Raw genomic sequence first — 20,863 nt, forward strand, 5'->3', positions numbered from 1 at the left:
GGGAGCTAATAGGCTGGAGGTCCGGAAAACATCCAACCAGGAGGACGCCGGCGGTGAATGCCTTCGGGAGCTGGTTGCTCTCCCTCGCCCACACCCTGTTCAACCCCGGGTTCTGTCCTGGCGACTGGGTATGGGCGACCAGCGCCGCGGGTGCGCTGATCGCACTGTTCCCCGTGCTGGGCGCCGTGATCGTCGCGTTGATGCGCAAGTTCACCGGCAACACCTACGACGCGGTCACGCTCGGTGTCATCGCCGCGGTCGGGCTGGTGACGGTGCTCCTGCTGCCATGGCTGGCGGCCAACGGCGTCTCGGGCATCTACCGGGCGGTGGCCACCGGCCAGCCGTCCGGCCTGTCCGGGGCCGAGCTGTCCACGATGAACCGCAACTACTGCGACTTCATCGGCACGCAGAGCGAGTACCTCGGCAGGGGGCAGAACGTCTTCGAGACGCTGTTCTACCCCTCCGGCAACAAACTCGCCTACGGCTACTACCTCGCCGCGCTGGTCGGCCTGCCCGCGATCTCGCTGTTCTTCGTGATCCTGCAGGCCCGCACCGCGATGCGGCGCGGGCAGAAGTGGCCGGGTCGTCTGCTGTGGGTGCCATTCGTGCTGTTCGTGGTGTTCAGCGCGTCGGTCGAGGCGAACACCGCCGTCCACCTGTGGCTCGGGTTCCTGCCGGTCAGCGTGCTCGGTCTGATCCCGGTCGCCCTGGTCGGACCGCCGCCGTGGGCCGTGATCAACCGGCCGAAGCAGGAGCGCGAGCCCGAGCCGCCGTCCCGTGCCGAGCAGCTCGAACCCAGGCCGGAGCCGAGGCCCGAACCGCCCCAGCCGTCCCAGCAGTCGCAAGGGCCTCAGCAATCCCAGCAGTCTCAGCAACAACCGCAGCCGCCCCGACAGTACCCGCCGACGGCGCTGGCGCCGGCCCCGCAGCTGGCGGCCACCCCCGGTCCCCTGCCGGTACCGCCCGGTTCCGCCGCAGCGGGCAGCGAGCGATACCGGCGGATGCGACGGCTCGGTCACGGCGGTTTCGGCACCGTTTGGCAGGCCGTGGACACGCAGCTCGGCCGCACGGTGGCGTTGAAGATCGCGCACGCACCCGACCCCGACACCGAGGAGCGCATGCGGCGCGAGGCCCGCGCGCTCGCGATGGTGAACCACCCCAACTGCGTCCGCGTCTACGACCTCGTCGAGGAGCCCGACGGCCTCGCGCTGGTGATGGAGTTCCTGGAGGGGCAGGCACTCGCGACGGCGGTGGACACCCAGGGGCCGCTCGACGACATCGCGGCGGGCAGGCTGTGGGCGACCATGGCCGGTGCGCTGTCCGCGGCGCACGAGAAGGGCGTGCTGCACCGCGACATCAAGCCGTCGAACGTGGTCGTGGACCCGAGCGGGGTACCGCATCTGATCGATTTCGGGATCGCGCGCAGCCGGGGCGATTCGACGATGACCGCGACCGGGATGATGATCGGCACCCCCGACTTCGTGGCCCCCGAGCAGGCCGCCGGGGCCCCGGCGAGCCCGGCCTCGGACGCCTGGCAACTGGCGGCGACGGTGAGCTACGCGCTGTCCGGTTACCCGCCGCGCGGCACCAGGGAGTCGCCGATGGCGGCGCTGATGGCGGCCGCCAGGGCGGAGCCGGCGAACCGCCTGCCGCAGCGGTCGGCGCACGCCCGGCTGCTGATCGCTTCGCTGGACAACGAGCCGCGCCGTCGCCCCACGCTGAACACCGTGCGGCAGGAGGTCGAGGGCTGGCTGGCGCGGGCCGGGAAGTCGCTCGACGGCCCGGTGACCCGCATCGTCGCGCCGGTGCGCCCGAACGCCACCACCCGCGTCATCCCGCCCCGCCCCTGACCGCCCCGTTCCCGGGCCTTCTTTCCCGTGAGGGGACCCCTCACGGGAAAAGCCAGCAGGGTCTCGGTGGGGTCAGCGCCAGGACGGGAGCCAGAGTTCGGCCTGCCAGTGGGCACCGGAGATCGAGTCGCCGTTGAGGATCGGCCACAGCCAGGCGAAGTTCGCCACCACCAGGCCCACGTACAGCGACACCACGAGCAGGCCGGTGCCGCGCCGTTCGAACCCGCGCCGCGCACTGCCGAGGATCTGGCCGAGTACCAGCGTCAGTCCGAGCGCCAGGAACGGCGCCAGCGGGGTCGCGTAGAAGTAGTACATCTGCCGGTTGATGTTGGTGAACCAGGGCAGGTAACCCGCGAAGTACCCGACCAGCACCATCGCATAGCGCCAGTCGAAGCGGAACAGCCAGCGCCACAGTCCCCAGCCGAGCATCGGGAAGGCAAGCCACCAGGTGGCCGGGGTACCGATCAGCATGGTGGCCTGTACGCAGTCGTTGCTGCCGCAGGCGCTGGAACCGGACTCGTAGTAGTAGAGCATCGGCCGCAGCCCCATTGGCCAGGTCCACGGCTTCGACTCCCAGGGGTGCGGGTCGTTCTTGGGCGTGACCAGGGTTTCGTGGAAGTGCAGCACGTTCATCGAGTAGTCGCCGAGCGAACGCAGTGCCGGCGGCACCCAGCCCCAGAAGCCGGGTGAGATGTCCTTGATCTCGGTGTAGTGCCGGTCGGTCGCCGATTCGCTGGCGAACCAGGCCCACCAGCTGGCCAGGTACATCAGGGTCGGGATGGCGACCAGCGCCCACAGCGCCGGGGCCACGTCACGCCGGAGGGTGCCCAGCCACGGGTGCGGGACCCCGGCGGCCCGGCGGGCGGCCACGTCGAGGAAGACGATCAGCAGCCCGAAGAACGCCATGTAGTACAGGCCGGACCATTTGATCGCGAAGGTGAGCCCCACGAACACGCCGGTCGCGAACCGCCACCACCGAAAGCCCAGCCGCGGCCCCCACGGCGACTCGTCGGCCCAGCCCTCGCGCACCGCGACCGCGAGCCGCTCCCGCACCTGGTCCCGGTCCTTCAGCAGGCAGGTGAACGCGGCCAGGGTGAACAGCGCGATGAAGATGTCCAGCATCCCCATGCGGGACTGGATGAACAGGACCCCGTCGCAGACCACCAGGATGCCCGCGATCCCGCCGAGCAGGGTGGAGCGGGTGAGCCTGCGGGCGGCCCGCACGGTCAGCACCACGATGATCGTGCCCGCCACCGCCGAGCTGAACCGCCAGCCCCAGCCGTTGTAGCCGAACGCCCACTCGCCGAGCGCGATCAGCTGTTTCGCCAGCGGCGGGTGGACGACCAGTTCGTAGCCGGCGTTGTCCTCGAACCAGCCGTTGCGCAGCATCTGCCACGCCTGGGGCACGTAGTGCTTCTCGTCGAAGACCGGGGTGCCCTTGTCGGTGGGGAACCCCAGGTTCTGGAACCGGGTGATGGCCCCGAGCAGGCCGAGTGCGAGCGTGACCAGCCAGCCGCGGAGCCGGTCGGTCGGCATCGGGCGGCCGAGCAGGGTGGCCTCGCGGTCCGTCGGCGGAGGAGGTGCCTTCACCGGGTCGTGCGGGCGGGTCAGCAGGGCGGTCACGCTGACTGATCCTAGGGGGGAGCCGGTGAGTTCCGTGCCAACCTGCGGCGATCCGGGCGGGATGGGCGCGAAGGTGTCACGCCGGAGCGGGCACTTTAGGGTGAGGGCATGCCGCTCGTCCTCGCCGCGACCCCGCTCGGGGACTCGCGCGACGCCTCACCGCGCCTGGTCACCGCATTGGCCGAGGCCGATGTCATCGCCGCCGAGGACACCCGGAGGCTGCGCGCGCTCGCCGCGGCCCTCGACGTCACCCCCCGTGGTCGCGTGGTCAGTTTCTACGAGGACGTCGAGACGGCCCGGCTGCCGAAGTTGCTCGAAGCCCTGCACGCGGGGGAAACCGTGCTGCTGGTGACCGACGCGGGCATGCCGAGCGTGTCCGATCCGGGTTACCGCCTCGTCGCGGCCTGCGTGGCCGAGGACCTGCCCGTCACCTGTCTGCCGGGGCCGTCCGCGGTCACCACCGCGCTCGCCGTTTCCGGCCTGCCCAGCGACCGGTTCTGCTTCGAGGGCTTCGCCCCCCGCAAGCCGGGGGAGAAGGCGAAGTGGTTCGCGCAACTGGCCACCGAGCCCCGGACCGTGGTCTTCTTCGAATCCCCGCACCGCCTGGCCGCCACGCTCGGCGAGGCCGCGCAGGCGCTCGGTGAGCGTCGTGCCGCGGTCTGCCGGGAACTCACCAAGACCTACGAGGAGGTCAAGCGGGGCACTCTGGGCGAACTGGCCGCGTGGGCCGGGGACGGGGTGCGCGGCGAAATCACCGTTGTCCTCGAAGGCGCGCAGCGGCGCGAGGTGAGCGTCGAGGACCTGGTCGCCGAGGTGGCCGCCCGGGTCGCGGCCGGGGAGCGGCTCAAGTCCGCCGCCGCCGAGGTCGCGGTCGAGGCCGGGGTGTCGAAGAAGGAGCTGTACGACGCCGTGCTCGCCGCGCGGCGGGGCTGATCATCGTCCGCGGGCCAGCAGGGCCTCCAGCGGGGCGGCCTTGTGCAGGCACTCCTGCCATTCCCGCTCCGGATCCGAGTCGGCGGTGATGCCGCCACCGACACCGAGGGCGATACGGCCGTCCCGGATCTCGAGGGTGCGGATCGCGACGTTGAGTTCCAGGCCCGCGACGGGCGAGGCGAGGCCGACGGTGCCGGTGTACACGCCGCGGGCGGCGGGTTCGAGTTCGGCGATGAGGTCGAGCGCGCGGATCTTCGGCGCGCCGGTGACCGAGCCGGGCGGGAAGGCGGCCCGCAGCAGGTCCTCGTCGGTCCGGCCCGCGGCCAGCTCACCCTCCACTGTGGATTCCAGATGCCAGACCCCGGGTGCGGGGCGGACGGTGAGCAGGTCCGGCACCCGCACGCTGCCCACGGTGCAGACCCGGCCGAGGTCGTTGCGGACCAGGTCGGTGATCATCACGTTCTCCGCGACGTCCTTAGTGGACCTGCGAAGGCGCTGCCGCAACTCGTCGTCTTCCGGGCCGCGCCGGGGCAGGGTGCCCTTGATCGGGACCGACCGCACCCGGTTGCCGTGGCGGGACAGGAACAGCTCCGGGGAAAACGAGACGACCGCACCCCAGTCCCCGGAGAGGCAGGCGGCCCGGCCGGGCGCGAGCGTCCGGACACCCTCGGCGAACAGGGCGGCGGGAGAGCCACGGAACTCGCCGGTGAACCGGGTGCAGATGTTGGCCTGGAACAGTTCCCCGGCCTCGATCGCATGGACGCAGGCCTTGACCGCGTCGTGATGCGGCAACGGCCTGTCGAGCCTGACCGGCGTCCAGCCGGACGTCGGCGCCGGGCGGGTCAGCAGGTCTTCGAACTCCGCGCACAGAGCGTCGGGATCGGGTTCGCCGTCGGGTACCAGCGCTTCGAACCACCACTGCCCGCCGTGGTCCTGGCGCAGCACGTGACCGGCCCAACCCCACACCGCGTGCGGAATCCCGGTGGAGCGCCCGGAAGGATCGGCCAGGTCGTAGGAAAGGTAGCCGAACCAGCCGCCGCCGACCGCCCCCGGCATCGCGCCACGCACGTCGCCCATCGCGCGCAGTGGTGCGAAGGCGTCCGCGGCGGGGACCGCGCGGACGGCGGGGGCCAGCACGGCACGGGAACCGAACCAGTCCCCGCAGAGCGCGGCGGCCGTGCCCACCCCCAGTGCGCGGGCGCGTTCGTCGAGCAGTTCGAGCACCTCGCCGGCCGCCCGCCCACCCTTGAGTCGTTTCGTCACCAAACGCACGGTTCATTGTGACCCGGGCCTGCTGCGGGACCCCCGGGAAGTCACCGAGGCCACACGGGGATCCCGCAGGCCCGCGGTCAGTAGCGGTTCATGGTGAAGTCGGTGCCGTCGCTGGCGATGGAGCTCGGGCTCCAGGTGTAGATGCCCTGGTCGTCCGCGTCGAGGCCGGACGGGTTGGTGGAGGCCAGGTTCGTGCCGTTGAACTTCACCCCGGTGAACTTGATGCCGCCGCTGATGTCGGGGTAGGAGTCGGTGGGCGACTCGATGATCGCCTCGGCCGAGGAGTGCTGCGAGGTCAGCGACTTCGAGACGCTCTTCGACCAGCCCTTGGTGGTGTCGCTGATGGTCAGCTGGTAGGTGTTGGTGCCGGTCCGGGTGACGGTCGCGGTGATGTGGTCGCCCGCGCTCACCGCGTTGCTGTAGTACACCGGGGCGGCCGGGTACATCTCGTACCACGCCTGGTAGACCGGGGAGCCGCTCGAGCAGTCGGTGGCCACGCCGGTCTGCTCCACCGTCGAGGACCCGTCGCCGTCGATGCCGACCCAGGGGGCGAAGAGATCGTTGGTCGAGTTGCAGGTCACCGAGGGTTCGACCCAGCTCGCCGTGGCCGTGGTGAAGCTGCCGAAACTCACGTAGCCGCCCCAGTTCCCGCCCGAGAAGTTGTGGCCGCCGAAGACGGGGCCGGTGGCGGTGGCGGTTCCGGTGAGGGCGGCGGAGGCGACGGCGAGGACGGAGAACAGGCTCGCACCCTGAGCGAGGCGTTTCATGGCGGATCCAATCGGTTCGACGGTGGGGACCAGTGCGTGATCGGAAGTGCACCGCCGGTAAGTATCAAGATGAAAATTCCTCACGAGTAGCTACTTTTGGCGCAAAAAACACCCCCAACCCCGGTTCAAGAGGGGGTAAAGTCAAGCGCCTCGATGTGAGCCGTGAGGGGTCCCCTCACAGCCTTTTCGGCCGTGAGGGGACCGCTCACGGGAATCCGCAGCCCTATCGGTGCGCGGGCGAGCCCGACCGGAACTTGCCGGGGCCCCGGTCCTGTCGGGGTCAGCCCTGCTTCGGCACCGCGTCAACGAACTGGGTGGTGTAGGTCTTCGACAGGTCGATCGAGTCCTTGCGCGGCTGCACGTTCTTCGAGAATCCGGCGAGCACGTTCAGCACGTTCTTGGCGCCGTCGGCGTCCATCCGGCCGTCGGCGTTGAACATGCCGATACTGTCCTTGATGGACTGGACGTACAGCGCCTGGTTGCCGCCGCTGTAGGAGGCGGGCATCTTCGCCGCGATCTCCTCGGGAGAGTGCGTGCCGATCCAGCGCAGCGTGGCCACGAAAGCGTTCGCGAGCTTCTGCACCACGTCGTGGTTCTTCTGCACGAAGTCGCAGTTGAGGTACAGGGCGCTCGCCGGGTACAGCCCGCCGAGGGCGGACCGGGTGCCCTCGACGGTGCGCATGTCGTAGAGCACCTTGGCCTTGCCCGAATTGACCAGCGTCGCGATGGTCGGATCGGTGGTCATGCCCGCGTCGATCCCGCCGTTGTCGACGGCGGCGATGAAGGTCTGCCCGGCGCCCACCTTGACCGGCGTGAAGTCCTCGGCGCCGACCCCGGCCTTGCCCGCCAATGCCTTGGTGAGGAAGTCGGTGGACGAACCGAGCGAGGTGATGCCCATCTTCCTGCCGCGGAAGTCCGCCGCGCCGCGGATCTTGTCGGCGTTGGCGGTGCCGACCACCACCGCTTCACCCGGGATGTTGGCCAGCTGCACCACGCTGGTGATGCACTGGTTCTTCGCCTGCAGGTCGATCGTGTGGTCGTAGAACCCGACCACGCCCTGCACCTGGCCCGCCACCAGCGCGGTTTCCGCGTTCGCCCCCGACTGTTCGCTCTGCAACTCGACGTCGAGGCCTTCCTTTTCGAAACCGCCGAGCTGCTGGGTCAGCATCGCCGGAAGGTAGATCACCTTCTCCAGGCCGCCCACCATGATCGTGACGTGCGGCTTGCCGTTGGCACCCTGGCTGACCGTGGGCGAACTCTGGCAGGCGGTCGTCCCCGTGACGACCAGGGCGAGCGCGAGCACGCCGGTGGCGATCTTCGAAATCCTCATTGATTCTTCGATCCTTTCACAGCCCGGCAGCGGTCTGACGGGAAACGGAGGGACGCCAGCGCAGGAGCCGGTTTTCCAGATGTCCGATGCCCCATTCGGCGAGCAGGGCGACGACGGTGATCACGATCATCCCGGCGTAGATGCCCGCCGAATCGAAGGTGCCCTGCGCGTTGGCGATGAGGAAACCCATGCCGGCCTTGGCTCCGGTGTACTCCCCGACGACCGCGCCGATGAGGGCGAAGCCGAACGCGGTGTGCAGCGAGGACAGGATCCACGACGTGGCGCTGGGCAGCACGATGGACCAGAGCACCTGCAACCTGCTCGCGCCGAGGATCCGCGCGTTGTCGATCAGGTTGCGGTCGACCTCGCGGGCGCCGGTGAAGGCGTTGAAGAACACCGCAAAGAACACCAACACGAACACGGTGGCCACTTTGGACGGCAGGCCGAGCCCGAACCAGAGCAGGAACAGCGCGGCGAGCACGATGCGGGGCACCGCGTTGGCCGCTTTGATGAACGGGGCGAGCACGTCGGCGAGGTACTGGCTGCGGCCGAGGATCACGCCGAGCACCGCCCCGGCCACCGCGCCGAGCGCGAAGCCGAGCACGGCCTCTTCGACGGTCACCCAGATCTGGTACCAGATCGAGCCGAAGTCGGTGCCGGTGGTGAACCAGCCGACCAGCCGGTGCCAGATGTTCGACGGTTTGGAGTACAGGAACGGGTCGATCCACAGGGTCGCGGCGAGTTCCCAGCTGCCGAGCCAGGCCACCACGATCGCCAGGCGCAGCAGCCAGGTGTTGATCCGGCGCCGCCGGTGCGCGGCGCGCTGCGCATCGAGAATCCGCTGTTCGGTTTCCTCGGTTTCAACTGCCGCGGAAACCTCGGTGTCAAGCGACATCGGCGCGACCTCCCGCACGGGACTTCTCCACCTCGGTGCGCAACGATTCCCACACCTCGCGGTAGATCGCGAGGAACTCTTCGGTGAGCCGGAGTTCTTCGACCTTTCGTGGCCGGGGCAGGCCGACGTCGAAGACGTCCTTGACGGTGGCGGGACTCGAGGTCAGCACGACGACCCGGTCGGCCAGCGCGACGGCCTCCTCCAGGTCGTGGGTCACGAAGATCACCGCGGCACCGGTCCCCGACCACAGCCGCAGCAGTTCGTCCTGCATCAGGGCGCGGGTCTGCACGTCGAGCGCGGAGAACGGTTCGTCCATCAGCAGGATCCGCGGGCTGGTGACGAGGGTCTGCGCGAGCGCGACGCGTTTGCGCATACCCCCGGAAAGCTGGTGCGGATAGTACTTTTCGAACCCGGCGAGGCCGACCCTGGAGATCCAGTCGGCGGCCTGCTCCCGGGCCTCGGCCTTGGGCACGCCACGGAACCTTGGTCCGGAGGCGACGTTGTCGAGCACCGAGCGCCACGGCATCACGGCGTCGGTCTGGAACATGTAGCCCACACCGTCCGGAATGGACTCGACGGGCTTGCCGTGCACGCGGACCTGGCCCGCCGAAGGCGGTTGCAGTCCGGAGACCAGGGACAGGGTGGTCGACTTGCCGCAGCCGGTGGGACCGACGACCGCGACGAACTCGCCTGGGCGCACCGACAGGGTGAGGTCGGAAACCGCGGTGTGCACCGAACCGGTTCCGCTCGGGAACCTCTTGGTGGCACCGATCAGTTCGATCAGTGGTGGGGACATCGGGTGACTCCTTCGTCACTCGTGCGCTGATCAGGGGGTGCGAGGGACATTAAGAGCCGCTGCGGCGGCCGGGAAGCTTGTCCGCGTTCTGCTTGCGTCCTGTTCGTTCTTCACGTTTAGCGCGTTTTGCTCAGGTCCTTGCGGGCCGGGATCCGCGGGGTACCGTTCCCCGCATGGCAGACACGGGTGTCTTCCGCCGCATGCGGTTTTCGCGCCAGATCCTGATCCTGCAGACCGGGGTCGTGGTGCTGGTGCTCGTCATCGGGCTCGCGCTGGTGAGCGTGCTGCTGTGGGGGACGCTGCGGGACCAGTACGGGCAGCGGGCGCTCGCGATCGCCCGGGCCGTTTCCAGCGACCCCGTCGTGGTGGCGAACGCGGCGGACCGGCACCCGGGCGATGATCTGGAACAGCGGGTCCGGGCCGTCACCGACCAGACCGGCGCGCTGTTCGTGGTGATCACCGACGACCACGGCATCCGGCTCGCGCACCCCGATCCCGCCGCCATCGGCAAACGGGTCAGCACCGATGCCTCGGCGGCGCTGGGTGGCCGGGAGGTGGTCAGCTCGGTGCAGAAGGGCACCCTCGGCCTGTCCGTGCGCAGCAAGACGCCCATCCGTGCGGGCAGCGGGCAGGTCGTGGGTGAGGTGAGCGTCGGCTACGAGATCGGTGCGCCGGTCGAGGAACTGGTGCGGCTGATCACGATCAGCCTGGTGTTCGCGGCGGGCGCGCTGGCACTGGGCGTGGGGGCCTCGGCCCTGCTGACGCGCCGGCTGAACCGGCTCACCCACGGTCTCGAACCGCACGAGCTGACCGAACTGCTGTACGAGCGGGAGGCCGTGTTGCACGGCATCGGTGAGGGCATGCTCGCGGTGGACGCGGCGGGCCGGGTTTCGGCACGGAACGACGAAGCCGAGCGCCTGCTGGGAAAGCCGCTCCCGGTGGGTGCGCGTGTGTCCGAATTGGACCTTTCCCCCAGGCTCGGCAAGGCGGTCGAGGAGCGGCAACCCGTGGACAACCTCCTCGCCGTGGCGGGGAACCGGGTGCTCGTGGTGAACTCGCGAGCGGTGCGCCGGGACGACCGTGATCTCGGCACCGTGCTGACCCTGCGCGACCGCACGGATCTCGACGCCCTGACCCGGGAGCTCGACGCGGTCCGGTCTCTTTCGGACGGTCTGCGGGCGCAGCGGCACGAGTTCAGCAACCGCCTCCACACTCTGTCGGGGTTGTTGCAGCTGGGGCACCACGGCGAGGCGGTCGAGTACCTGCAGACGCTGACGGAGACCGCGATCGCGCTTCCCGCCGCGATCGGCGAATCGGTGGCGGACCCCTACCTTCAGGCGCTGCTCGCGGCGAAGATCGAACAGGCCGGGGAAAAGGGCGTGACCCTGTGTCTGTCCGACGACTCGTACGTGGCCAGCCCGGTGAGCGACCCGATCACGGTGAACACCGTCGTCGGCAACCTGCTGGACAACGCACTGCACGCGGCCAGGATGGGGCCTCGCCGACCCGCCTCGGCCGAGATCGCCCTGCTGGAGGAGGGAACCAGCCTGCACGTGTCCGTTGTGGACAGCGGGGCCGGGGTGAGCGGCGAACTGTGCGAGACGCTGTTCGACGAGGGAGTGTCGACCAAGCTCGCGCCGGGCCATGGGCTCGGGCTGGCGCTGGCCAGGCAGGCGGCCCGCGTGCGCGGCGGTGACGTGTGGCTCGCCGACCCCGGCGGGGCGGACCGGGGCGCGCTGTTCGTCGCGGCCGTGCCGGGACTGTTGGACCAGGGAGGAAACTCGTGATTCGCACACTCATCGTGGACGACGACTTCCGGGTCGCCGGGGTGCACGCCGGTTTCGTCGAGGAGGTGCCGGGATTCGCCGTGGCGGGGATCGCGCACACCGCGGCCGAGGCCAGGGCGCGGGTGCGGGATCTGGCACCGGATCTGGTCCTGCTGGACGTGTACCTGCCGGACGAGTCCGGGCTGAGCCTGCTCACCGAACTGCCGGTGGACACGATCATCCTGTCCGCGGCGGCGGACACCAGGTCGATCCGGGCCGCGATCCGCGCCGGGGCGCTGAACTACCTGATCAAGCCGTTTTCCACGCGGCAGTTCGCGGAACGGCTGAACGGGTATGCGCGGTACCGCAGGCTGGTGGCCGAGGAGCGCAACCTCGCCCAGTCCGACGTCGACCGTCTCTTTCGGACTCTCCACGAGCAGGACCGGGCGGTGGCCGCGAAGGGGCAGTCGAGTGCGACCGCGCGGCTGGTGTCCGAACACCTGCGCCGCGCGGCTCGGCCGTTGTCGGCGGCCGAGATCGCGGGGGAACTCGGCGTCGCGCGCGCGACCGCCCAGCGCTACCTGACCGTGCTCGCCGAGGCGGGCGCGGTGGAAATGCGTCTGCGCTACGGCGCCACCGGGCGCCCCGAACACGAGTACACCTGGCGTTCCCCCGCTCGCCAGTCGAAGGCAGTGCCGTGAAGGAGTGCCGTGAGGGGACCCCTCACGGCCTTCGTCGGGTCAGGCGCACGCGCACGAAGGCGAGCGTGGCAACCAGGGCGAGACACCAGAGGATGCCGGTGCCGAGCCAGCCGTCCTCGCCCTCAGTCGGATCCTCCACCATGCCGAGGGTGGACAGGAGTGCGAGGAGGACCAGCGCGACGGCCAGTGTGCCGGACAGCATCCGTTTGACCTTGCCGGGTGCGGTCGCGGTGTTCACCGTCACCGGTGCGGCCGCGACGGGGCGCCGCGGAACGGCTTCGGGCGCCCGGGCGGGCAGCGCGATCACCACGCGGGCAGCGGCACCGTCGATCGGCGCGATCACGCTCGCGTCGATCGGGAACAGCGTCGGTTCGATCGGGACCGTCACCCCGTCGGTGCCGATCAGCAGCCGTCCGCCGTCGGGCCAGCACAGCAGTCCCGCGCATTCGGCGTAGCGCACGGTGCGGGCACCGGAGCCGTCGACGAGGCTGCAGCCTTCGGCGCCGATGATCAGCCCCTGCTGCGGGTCCTGCGGCGCGGGATAGCGGAGCCCGGCCAGTGCAAGGGGGGACCGCCGGATCACCTCGGGATAACCGGCCCAGTCGGCGCGCCGGCCATCCGGTACCGAGAGCAAGGCCGAGTTCAGCGCTTCCAGCGCGGTGGCGTGCACCGCTTCGGCGGTCACCTCGGCCAGTTCGGCCCGGAGCTCCTCGGCCGTGCGGGCGGGCCTGCCCATCAGCAGGTCCGCCGCGTGGCCCGGCAGGCCCGCGACCTCCGTTTCGGCCTCGGCGAGGGTGCCGTCCAGCCGGGTCCGGACCAGGTCGAGCTCCCCGGCGGAGAGCCGCCCGGCCTTTAGCTGCGCCAGTACGTCGATCACACCGCCGAGGACGGCGTCCTGTTGCTCCGGCAGTGCGTCGGCGAGTGCCGTGAGCGTCGCGGAATCCCTGCCCCACTGGGAATAGGAGGCGGTCGCCGTGTAGGAGTAACCGCCTTCCTGACGCAGACTGCGGAACAGTTCCCGCTCCAGCAGCAGGGCCAGCACACGCCCGGCCATGCCGCGCCGGATCACCGACTCGACGATCACCCGGCCCGTACCGGACTCGATGTACCCGGCGGAGGCCACCACCGGCCGGGGTTCCGGCGCCGGACGCCGCGTCCCCTCGGGCAGCGGCAGGTCCAGCTCGGTCGGCACCCGCTCACCGGCGATCCACAAAATCGCGTTCTGCCTGGTGAACCACGACCCCGCCCAGGACCGGACGTCGTCGGCCGAGATGCGGCCCACGCCGTACTCCGGGTACCCCGTCAGGCCGTATCCCTGCGCGCCGTAACGGATCCGGGCGAGCCTGCCGAGCGCACCGGGGGACCGCGCGGCGCTCTCCGTGCGCAGGATCGCCCGTTCCGTCTCCAACCGGTCCAGCGGGAGATCGGCCAGCCCGGTGCACACGCCGTGGAGGAAGGTGCTGATCTCGCTGTCCGAACCCGACGCGAAGAACTGCGTGGCCACGGCGCTGGTCAGCCCGTTCGAGTGGTATTCGGTGAGCCCGAACCGGTGCAGCGCCAGGTGCTCGACCATGTGCGTGATGCCGCTGGTGGACAGTTGCTCGTCGGCGCGGCCGACCCGGAACTGCAGGCCGGCCCGGGTGGGACCGGACCGTTTGACGAAGACGGCCTGGACGCCGTCGATCTCGATCTGCTCGATCATGTTCCTCAGCCCTTCGCCAGTGCGGCCGCGCGATGCCGTTCGAACGCCGCCGCCGGATCGCCGAAATAGGCCCATGGCTGCCTGGTGGCCAGATTTCCCACCGCACGGAAGTGCGGGGCCGCCCGGGGAAGGTCGCCGATCAGGCTGAACGCGGCGGCGAACGTGTTGTGCAGCGCGACCCAGCCGAGCCGCCGTTCGAAGACGGGGTTGAGGACCGACCACGCGGCCGCGTCCACGATCTCCTGGTGCACTTCGGGCTGCCGCAGGTAGGCGAGCCCCCGCTGGTCACCGTCGCTTCCGCTCCGGAACTCGAGCCAGCGTTCCAGGTGCCATTCGGCGATCAGCACGCCCGTCAGGCTGCCCGGCGGTGCCGCACCGGCGCATTGCCGGGTGAACTCCTGCACGGCCTCCCACGTTCCGCCCCATTTCGGGCACAGCTGCTGGAGCAGTGAACGCTGGGCGCCGAGCAGGCTCGGCTGGTGCTCGGCGAGCCGCGCGTAGCGGCGGCGCGCCTCGCTCTGCCCCAGCTCCAGGCCCATGGCCGTGGGGAGCCGCGCGGCCCAGGCCAGGTAGTTTTCCGGCTCGCGGGCGCACACGTCGATCAGCAACTGTTCGGCCTGGCGCAGGTGGCCGTGGAAGACGGCGAACTGCCCGGCGCTCACGTGGCGGGCACGGGCGCCGGTGCGCGCCTCCCAGCCGATCAGAATGTGGCGCCACGCGAGCAGAACACGAGCAAGAGAATCGTCCGGATTTCGGTCGGCGATTTCCCGGAATAGAATTTCGGAACCAGGAAAATCTCCCACGGTCGTCACGGCGAAGGCCCGGTCGTTCGGATTGGTCAGGCCGTGCAGGATCGCGGAGAGCGCGGTCCAGTCACCGGCCTGGACCAGGTTTCGCCAGTGCGCGATCTCGGGATAGGCCGCCTCCACCGCGAAAACCGGCGCGGGCAGGGGTTCAGCCAAGGGGCGACGTGCCATGCACCCTCGTCCTTCTCTCGAATCAAGCGGGGGATCGGCGCCCCGGGGAAAGGGGAAACCGGAAAACCGTTCGGCGTCGACTCGAAGGAAAAACGAGTGGTTCGGCCGCCCGGGTACAGTACCCCGCCCACCCTGCCCGCCCGGATCGCCGAGCAGGAGAACCCGAAGGTCGCCTTAGAGGAGCAGGTCGGCGAGGGTGAAGGGGTAGACGAGGGCGTCCAGGCCGATCGGGCCGTGCAGTCCCGGGGCTTCGCCGGGGCCGTGCTGGTGCACGCCGAGCCGGGGATGGAACCAGCCGGGCCTGCCCGGGATCCCGTTGTGCCTGCACACCCACAGCACCACGTCCTGGTCGGCCCATTTCGCGGGCCGGAGGGTGTTCAGCCACTGCTCGTACGGGGCGTAGACCAGTACGCGCCGGATTCCGGCGGCCTGCCGCACCGTCTTGATCCAGGTCCTGATGAACCGGTCGCCCCCTGGCTGGGTCCCGACCGCCTCGACGTCCAGCGCGGGCGCGAGCGAGCCGGGCCCGAACACGCCGAGTTGCTTGCCCAGCCGGACGCAGTGCCCGGCCTGGTCGGCGGCGGCTCCCGGCCGCGCGTAGTGCCGGATGCCGGTGCGGAGACCCGCTCCCTGGGCCGCCTCGATCTGCCGCCAGGCTCCGGTGTCGCTCCAGTTGACGTTTTCGGTGACCGTGATGGAGGCGAAGCCGACGTCGGCGGCCCGGACCGCGGCCCAGTCGGTCACGGTCGCGTGCAGCGACAGGTTGATGCCGCGCTCGGTGGCGTCCTCGGCCATTCCACCCCCCGCACTCTCCGTGACGTCGTCGCGTCACTCTAGGTGGGAATGATCCCGGACGCAGGATTGACGCGCGACCGCGCGCCGTTCACCACCTCGGGGGACGGCGGGCGGCGGGCGACGCCCGACACCTGCACCGCTCAAGAACGTGCATGACAGCCCCCGTAGGCTAATAAAGCATGAGCACCCCAGTGTTGACGGCGGTGGCCTGGCCCTATGCCAACGGCCCCCGCCACATCGGCCATGTTTCCGGCTTCGGCGTCCCGTCCGACGTCTTCTCGCGCTACCAGCGAATGGCCGGCAACCAGGTGCTCATGGTGTCCGGCACGGACGAGCACGGCACCCCCATCACCGTCCAGGCGGACAAGGAAGGGCTGACCCCGCAGCAGACGGCGGACAAGTACACCCGCCAGATCGCGCAGGACCTGCAGGGACTGGGCCTGTCCTACGACCTGTTCACCCGCACCACCACCGGCAACCACGCCGAGGTGACGCAGCAGATCTTCCTCGCGCTGTACCGCAACGGCTACGTCGTGTCGAAGACCGGGACCGGCGCCATCAGCCCGTCCACCGGCCGCACCCTGCCCGACCGCTACATCGAGGGCACCTGCCCCATCTGCGGTTACGACGGCGCCCGCGGCGACCAGTGCGACAACTGCGGCAACCAGCTCGACCCGGCCGACCTGATCAACCCGCGCTCGCGGATCAACGGCGAGACGCCGAAGTTCGTCGAGACCGAGCACCTGTTCCTGGACCTGCCCGCGTTCACCGAAACCCTCGGCAAGTGGCTGTCCACCCGCACCGACTGGCGGCCCAACGTCCTCAAGTTCACCCAGAACCTGGTGGAGGACATGCGGCCCCGGCCGATCACCCGCGACCTCGACTGGGGCGTGAAGATCCCGCTCGACGGCTGGCGCGACCAGCCGCTCAAGCGGTTCTACGTCTGGTTCGACGCGGTGATCGGCTACTTCTCGGCGAGCGTGGAGTGGGCGCGCCGCAACGGCAGGCCGGATGCCTGGCAGCAGTGGTGGACCAACCCCGACGCCCGCGGCTACTACTTCATGGGCAAGGACAACATCACCTTCCACGCCCAGATCTGGCCGGCGCTGCTGCTGGGGCACAACGGTGCCGGCGACCGGGGCGGCGAGGCCGGCCCGTACGGCACGCTGAACCTGCCGGACGAGATCGTCTCCAGCGAGTTCCTCACCATGAGCGGCTCCAAGTTCTCCACCTCGCGCGGCACCGTCATCTACGTGCACGACTTCCTGCGCGACTTCGGTCCGGACACCCTGCGCTACTTCATCTCGGTGGCCGGTCCCGAGACCCAGGACACCGACTTCACCTGGGACGAGTTCGTCCGCCGCACCAACTTCGAGCTCGCCAACGAGTGGGGCAACCTGGTCAACCGGTCCATCGCGATGGCGCACAAGAACAACGGCGCGATCCCGGCCCCGACCCGGCCCGCCGCCGCCGACGAGGAACTCAAGGCGCTGTCGCGCAAGGCGTTCGAGACGGCGGGCGGGCACCTGCAGCGCTCGCGGTTCAAGCTGGCCGCTTCCGAGGCGATGCGCGTGGTGACCGCGGCGAACCGGTACCTGTCGGACCAGGAGCCCTGGAAGCTCAAGGACGACCCGGACCGCAGGGACGCGGTCCTGCACACCGCGCTGCAGGTCGTCTCGGACGCGAACACGCTGCTCACCCCGTTCCTGCCGCATTCGGCGCAGAAGGTGCACGAGGCCCTGGGCGGCACCGGGGTGTGGGCGGCGCAGCCGCAACTGTCCGACGTCGAGGACCTCGACATCCCCGGCCGGATCAACCCGATCCTGACCGGCGACTACGCGGCCGAGCAGGCCCGGTGGCAGTCGGTGCCGATCGAGGTGGGCCGTCCGCTGGCCAAGCCGACGCCGCTGTTCGCCAAGCTCGACCCGAAGCTCGGCGAGACCGGTCCGGAGTGGGCTCCCGTCGAAGGCACCGCATAAGCGTGAGCAAGACAGAGCGGCCGCCGGTGCCGGAGCGCCTTCCGGCGCCGGTGGTTGACGCCCACACGCATCTGGACGCCTGCGGTGCGGTCACCGCCGCCGACGTCTCCGCGATGGTGGACCGTGCGCAGGCGGCCGGGGTGGACCGCGTGGTGACCGTCGCGGACGATCTCGCCGCCGCGAGGTGGGCCGCCGAAGCCTCCACATGGGACGCTCGCGTCTTCGCGGCGGTGGCGATACATCCCACGCGCACCAAGGATTTCGGCGAGCCGGAACGGTCTGAAATAGAACGTCTGGCGCGCCGGGACCGGGTGGTGGCCATCGGTGAGACGGGACTCGACTACTACTGGGACTACGCCCCGCCCGCGGCCCAGCAGGAGGCGTTCCGCTGGCACATCGATCTCGCCAAGCGGGTGGGCAAGCCGCTGATGATCCACGACCGGGACGCGCACGAGGACGTGCTCCGGATCCTGGCCGAGGAGGGCGCGCCCGAGCGCGTGGTGTTCCACTGCTTCTCGGGAGACGCGGAAATCGCGCGACGGTGCGTGGACGCCGGGTATGTCCTGTCCTTCGCGGGCACCGTGACCTTCCGTAACGCCCGCGCCTTGCAGGAGGCGGCCCGGTTGGTCCCTTCGGAGCAATTTCTGGTGGAAACGGATGCCCCCTTCCTCACTCCGCATCCGTTCCGCGGCAGGCCCAATGAGCCCTACTGCACGGCCTATACCGTGCGCTACCTGGCTGACCTGCGAGAACAGCCCGTGGAAGAGGTCGCTTCGGCGGCTTGCCGAAACGCCGAGCGCGTGTTTCGACTCCCTTCCGTCACATCGAGTTGAACGCATTGCGACATTCGAGGGGGCCGAGAGGCCGGCTGGGGGAGTGACGAACACCACGAGATTCCGGGGGGTGTTTGCGCAACCCGGTGACGTCCGTTACTGTCCCGTGATCGTACCGCCCGATTAATCGATCGGTACACGTCCGCAGCCAAGTCAGTGCAGGTCGGGTTCGGGGATGACGCAGGCTGCGGGGCCGCTAGTGCGAAAGGGAACGACCTGCTGTGACTGCTGGTAGTAGACAGGCTCAGGCGCGCTTCGACGAGACGGTGGACTGGAACGGGTCCTCCCGCGGCGGAGTGGGCACCCTGGACTGGCCGGGTCCGGACAACGACTGGGACTTCTCCGACGACCTCGCCATCACCGAGCACGACGTGCGCACGGTGCTGGGTCCCGACGCCGACGATCTGATGGCCGAGGCCGAGATCGATGTCGACGAGTTGATCCGGCTCATCAACGCCGAAACGACGATGCTGCCCACGCTCGCGCTCCCGGACGAGGTGTCCGAGGACCGCACGGCGAGCAGTGAGGCGGGCGAGGGCGAGGAGGAGCCCGAGCGGGCTCTGGTCTCGGCCGTGAAGACCTGGAAGCGGCGGTTCCTCCGCGGCTCGGTCTTGGCGCTGCTGATCAGCCTGACCGGTGGCGGTGCGGCCGCGCTGGCGATGAACAAGAGCGTGACGGTCGATGTCGACGGTCACACGCAGACGGTGCACAGCTTCGGCAAGACGGTCGGCGAGGTTCTCGCGGACGCCGGTCTCACCGTCGGCGAACACGACGCCCTGTCCCCGTCGCCGCAGGCGCCGGTCGGTGACGGCGGTGTCATCAAGCTGGAGCGGGGCCGCCACCTGACCCTGGTCGTGGACGGTGTCGCGAGCGACTCCTGGGTCCGCGCGAGCAACCTCGCCCAGGCGCTCGACCAGCTCGGGCTGGCCAACCACTTCGGTCCCGGCACCTGGTTCTCCATGCCGAAGGACGGTGAGCTGTCGCTTTCCGGCGCCACCGTCGAGGTCAAGACCCTCAAGCACGTCACCGTCTTCGACGGCGACTCCGCGCCCCGCCAGGTCACCTCGACCGCGGTGACGGCGGAGGAGTTCCTCAAGGAGCAGAACCTCAGCCTGGGGCCGGATGACGCGGTCGACGGTGGTGTGCAGTTCAAGTTGGCCGATGGCGCCGAGGTGCACATCAGCCGCACCGGTGTTTCGGTGATCAACCAGGAAGAGGACGTCGACCCGCCGGTTCAGCAGGTCAAGGACTCGACCCTGGATGCGGGCAAGCAGGTTGTGGACGATCCCGGTGCGCCCGGCAAGCAGCTGGTGACCTATCGGATCACGAAGAAGAACGGCAAGGAAACCGCCCGGCAGCAGCTCTCGGTCAAGGTGCTGACCGATGCCAAGCCGAAGATCGTCCGGATCGGCACCAAACAGCCCGTCGTCAGCGACGGAGCGGCCTGGGACCGCATCGCGGCGTGCGAGTCCGGCGGCAACTGGGCGACCAACACCGGCAACGGCTACTACGGCGGTCTCCAGTTCGACCAGCAGACCTGGCTCGCCTACGGCGGCGGGGCGTACGCCCAGTACCCGAACCAGGCCACCCGCGAGCAGCAGATCGCGATCGCGACCAAGGTGCGCGACGCGCGCGGCGGCTACAGCGCCTGGCCGGTCTGCGGCGCCCGGGCCTGATCCGGATGACCCTGAAGGACACCTTCAGGGTCATGAACGCCCTCAAGGTCGCCTTGGGGGCACCGCCCTGGCCGACTCGGCCTGAACTGACAGTAGAGTTCCGGGCGTGACTACGCTGCTCGGGCCCGCCGAGATCCGTGGGCTGGCCGCCGAGCTGGAGGTGCGGCCGACCAAGAAGCTCGGCCAGAACTTCGTGCACGACCCGAACACCGTCCGGCGGATCGTGGAACTGGCCGGGGTCGCCCCCGGCGACTCCGTACTGGAGGTCGGTCCCGGGCTCGGCTCGCTGACCCTGGGCCTGCTGGCCGCGGGGGCGCGGGTGTCGGCCGTGGAGATCGATCCGGTCCTGGCCGGGCGGCTGCCCGCCACCGCCGCCGAACACGCGCCCGAAGCGGCGTCGCGGCTGACCGTGCTGACCCGCGACGCGCTGAAGCTGCGGGCGGACGAACTGCCGGTACCGCCGTCCACCCTGGTCGCCAATCTGCCCTACAACGTGGCCGTGCCGGTGGTGCTGCACCTGCTGGCCGAACTGCCTTCGCTGGCCAGTGCGCTGGTCATGGTCCAGACCGAGGTCGCCGACCGGATGGCGGCCGGGCCGGGCAGCCGGATCTACGGCGTACCGAGCGTGAAGCTCGCCTGGTACGGCCACACGCGCAAGGTCGCCCCGGTGCCCCGCTCGGTGTTCTGGCCCGTGCCGAACGTCGATTCCGCGCTGGTGGCCTTCGAACGGGCCGCCGAACCGGTCTCGACGGCCGATCGAGCGGCCGTGTTCGCGGTGATCGACGCCGCGTTCGCGCAGCGGCGCAAGACGCTGCGGGCCGCGCTCGCCTCGTGGGCCGGTTCGGCCGAGCGCGCGGGTGCGCTACTCCAAGCGGCGGGCGTCGACCCGGGCACCCGGGGAGAGCAGTTGACGGTCGGTGATTTCGCCCGGATCGCGGAACGTAGGGCCTTACCGCCGTCCGTGTGAC

17 protein-coding genes are annotated in these 20,863 nt (G+C 70.0%); 8 read left to right on the forward strand and 9 right to left on the reverse strand.

Going from position 1 to position 20,863, the window contains the following annotated elements:
• Positions 1 to 53 precede the first annotated feature (53 nt).
• A complete protein-coding gene (locus ORV05_RS01685; RefSeq protein ID WP_268756690.1) occupies positions 54 to 1,850 on the forward strand; it encodes a serine/threonine-protein kinase in 1,797 nt (598 codons plus the stop codon).
• Positions 1,851 to 1,922: 72 nt separating this feature from the next.
• Here the strand turns inward: ORV05_RS01685 and ORV05_RS01690 are convergent, their stop codons facing one another.
• A complete protein-coding gene (locus ORV05_RS01690) occupies positions 1,923 to 3,473 on the reverse strand; it encodes a dolichyl-phosphate-mannose--protein mannosyltransferase (RefSeq protein ID WP_268756691.1) in 1,551 nt (516 codons plus the stop codon).
• A 108-nt stretch (positions 3,474 to 3,581) separates the two neighbouring features.
• Between ORV05_RS01690 and rsmI the strand changes: the two genes are divergently transcribed.
• The gene (gene rsmI, locus ORV05_RS01695; RefSeq protein ID WP_268756692.1) at positions 3,582 to 4,406 is read left to right on the forward strand and encodes a 16S rRNA (cytidine(1402)-2'-O)-methyltransferase; all 825 of its coding nucleotides are present in this window, start codon (positions 3,582 to 3,584) and stop codon (positions 4,404 to 4,406) included.
• On the opposite strand, the gene ORV05_RS01700 is transcribed toward rsmI, so the two are convergent.
• The 5 genes from ORV05_RS01700 to ORV05_RS01720 all read right to left on the reverse strand — a co-directional run bounded on the left by ORV05_RS01700 (position 4,407) and on the right by ORV05_RS01720 (position 9,466).
• Complete coding sequence (locus ORV05_RS01700) at positions 4,407 to 5,678, reverse strand: aminodeoxychorismate synthase component I (RefSeq protein ID WP_407652667.1); 1,272 nt, start codon at positions 5,676 to 5,678, stop codon at positions 4,407 to 4,409.
• Positions 5,679 to 5,755: 77 nt separating this feature from the next.
• Complete coding sequence (locus ORV05_RS01705) at positions 5,756 to 6,445, reverse strand: G1 family glutamic endopeptidase (protein WP_268756693.1); 690 nt, start codon at positions 6,443 to 6,445, stop codon at positions 5,756 to 5,758.
• A 280-nt stretch (positions 6,446 to 6,725) separates the two neighbouring features.
• A complete protein-coding gene (locus ORV05_RS01710; RefSeq protein ID WP_268756694.1) occupies positions 6,726 to 7,775 on the reverse strand; it encodes an ABC transporter substrate-binding protein in 1,050 nt (349 codons plus the stop codon).
• Between the two features lie 16 nt (positions 7,776 to 7,791).
• Positions 7,792 to 8,670, reverse strand: a complete 879-nt coding sequence (locus tag ORV05_RS01715) for an ABC transporter permease (RefSeq protein ID WP_268756695.1) — start codon at positions 8,668 to 8,670, stop codon at positions 7,792 to 7,794.
• Positions 8,660 to 9,466 carry an ABC transporter ATP-binding protein gene (locus ORV05_RS01720; protein ID WP_268756696.1) on the reverse strand — a complete coding sequence of 269 codons (807 nt, stop codon included), beginning with the start codon at positions 9,464 to 9,466 and terminating at the stop codon, positions 8,660 to 8,662. The genes ORV05_RS01715 and ORV05_RS01720 overlap by 11 nt, the downstream gene beginning before the upstream one ends.
• Before the next feature lie 173 nt (positions 9,467 to 9,639).
• Between ORV05_RS01720 and ORV05_RS01725 the strand changes: the two genes are divergently transcribed.
• Both ORV05_RS01725 and ORV05_RS01730 read left to right on the forward strand, forming a co-directional pair.
• The gene (locus ORV05_RS01725; protein ID WP_407652668.1) at positions 9,640 to 11,253 is read left to right on the forward strand and encodes a sensor histidine kinase; all 1,614 of its coding nucleotides are present in this window, start codon (positions 9,640 to 9,642) and stop codon (positions 11,251 to 11,253) included.
• Positions 11,250 to 11,933, forward strand: coding sequence for a response regulator (locus ORV05_RS01730; RefSeq protein ID WP_268756697.1), 684 nt, complete (start codon positions 11,250 to 11,252; stop codon positions 11,931 to 11,933). The genes ORV05_RS01725 and ORV05_RS01730 overlap by 4 nt, the downstream gene beginning before the upstream one ends.
• A 22-nt stretch (positions 11,934 to 11,955) precedes the next feature.
• Here the strand turns inward: ORV05_RS01730 and ORV05_RS01735 are convergent, their stop codons facing one another.
• The 3 genes from ORV05_RS01735 to ORV05_RS01745 all read right to left on the reverse strand — a co-directional run bounded on the left by ORV05_RS01735 (position 11,956) and on the right by ORV05_RS01745 (position 15,407).
• Positions 11,956 to 13,635 carry a M16 family metallopeptidase gene (locus tag ORV05_RS01735; RefSeq protein WP_268756698.1) on the reverse strand — a complete coding sequence of 560 codons (1,680 nt, stop codon included), beginning with the start codon at positions 13,633 to 13,635 and terminating at the stop codon, positions 11,956 to 11,958.
• Positions 13,636 to 13,640: 5 nt separating this feature from the next.
• Positions 13,641 to 14,612 carry a hypothetical protein gene (locus ORV05_RS01740; RefSeq protein ID WP_268756699.1) on the reverse strand — a complete coding sequence of 324 codons (972 nt, stop codon included), beginning with the start codon at positions 14,610 to 14,612 and terminating at the stop codon, positions 13,641 to 13,643.
• A 174-nt stretch (positions 14,613 to 14,786) separates the two neighbouring features.
• The gene (locus ORV05_RS01745; RefSeq protein WP_268756700.1) at positions 14,787 to 15,407 is read right to left on the reverse strand and encodes a GH25 family lysozyme; all 621 of its coding nucleotides are present in this window, start codon (positions 15,405 to 15,407) and stop codon (positions 14,787 to 14,789) included.
• Between the two features lie 179 nt (positions 15,408 to 15,586).
• Between ORV05_RS01745 and metG the strand changes: the two genes are divergently transcribed.
• The 4 genes from metG (at position 15,587) to rsmA (ending at position 20,862) form a co-directional block, all read left to right on the forward strand.
• Positions 15,587 to 17,386: a methionine--tRNA ligase gene (gene metG / locus ORV05_RS01750; RefSeq protein ID WP_268756701.1), complete on the forward strand. Its 1,800-nt coding sequence runs from the start codon at positions 15,587 to 15,589 to the stop codon at positions 17,384 to 17,386.
• A 2-nt stretch (positions 17,387 to 17,388) separates the two neighbouring features.
• Complete coding sequence (locus ORV05_RS01755) at positions 17,389 to 18,219, forward strand: TatD family hydrolase (RefSeq protein WP_268756702.1); 831 nt, start codon at positions 17,389 to 17,391, stop codon at positions 18,217 to 18,219.
• Positions 18,220 to 18,485: 266 nt separating this feature from the next.
• Complete coding sequence (locus tag ORV05_RS01760) at positions 18,486 to 19,895, forward strand: resuscitation-promoting factor (protein WP_268760078.1); 1,410 nt, start codon at positions 18,486 to 18,488, stop codon at positions 19,893 to 19,895.
• A gap of 106 nt (positions 19,896 to 20,001) precedes the next feature.
• A complete protein-coding gene (gene rsmA, locus ORV05_RS01765) occupies positions 20,002 to 20,862 on the forward strand; it encodes a 16S rRNA (adenine(1518)-N(6)/adenine(1519)-N(6))-dimethyltransferase RsmA (protein WP_268756703.1) in 861 nt (286 codons plus the stop codon).
• The last annotated feature ends 1 nt before the right edge of the window (position 20,863 follow it).

The organism is Amycolatopsis cynarae (assembly GCF_026802195.1).
GTDB lineage: Bacteria > Actinomycetota > Actinomycetes > Mycobacteriales > Pseudonocardiaceae > Amycolatopsis_E > Amycolatopsis_E rhizosphaerae.

Bases quoted from the DNA above. Each gene is read 5' to 3' on its own strand.
- ORV05_RS01705 (WP_268756693.1), bottom strand. From the start codon at position 6,445: ATGAAACGCCTCGCTCAGGGTGCGAGCCTGTTCTCCGTCCTCGCCGTC.
- ORV05_RS01710 (WP_268756694.1), bottom strand. From the start codon at position 7,775: ATGAGGATTTCGAAGATCGCCACCGGCGTGCTCGCGCTCGCCCTGGTC.
- ORV05_RS01735 (WP_268756698.1), bottom strand. From the start codon at position 13,635: ATGATCGAGCAGATCGAGATCGACGGCGTCCAGGCCGTCTTCGTCAAA.
- ORV05_RS01740 (WP_268756699.1), bottom strand. From the start codon at position 14,612: ATGGCACGTCGCCCCTTGGCTGAACCCCTGCCCGCGCCGGTTTTCGCG.
- rsmI (WP_268756692.1), top strand. From the start codon at position 3,582: ATGCCGCTCGTCCTCGCCGCGACCCCGCTCGGGGACTCGCGCGACGCC.
- ORV05_RS01715 (WP_268756695.1), bottom strand. From the start codon at position 8,670: ATGTCGCTTGACACCGAGGTTTCCGCGGCAGTTGAAACCGAGGAAACC.
- ORV05_RS01720 (WP_268756696.1), bottom strand. From the start codon at position 9,466: ATGTCCCCACCACTGATCGAACTGATCGGTGCCACCAAGAGGTTCCCG.
- ORV05_RS01745 (WP_268756700.1), bottom strand. From the start codon at position 15,407: ATGGCCGAGGACGCCACCGAGCGCGGCATCAACCTGTCGCTGCACGCG.
- ORV05_RS01725 (WP_407652668.1), top strand. From the start codon at position 9,640: ATGGCAGACACGGGTGTCTTCCGCCGCATGCGGTTTTCGCGCCAGATC.
- metG (WP_268756701.1), top strand. From the start codon at position 15,587: ATGAGCACCCCAGTGTTGACGGCGGTGGCCTGGCCCTATGCCAACGGC.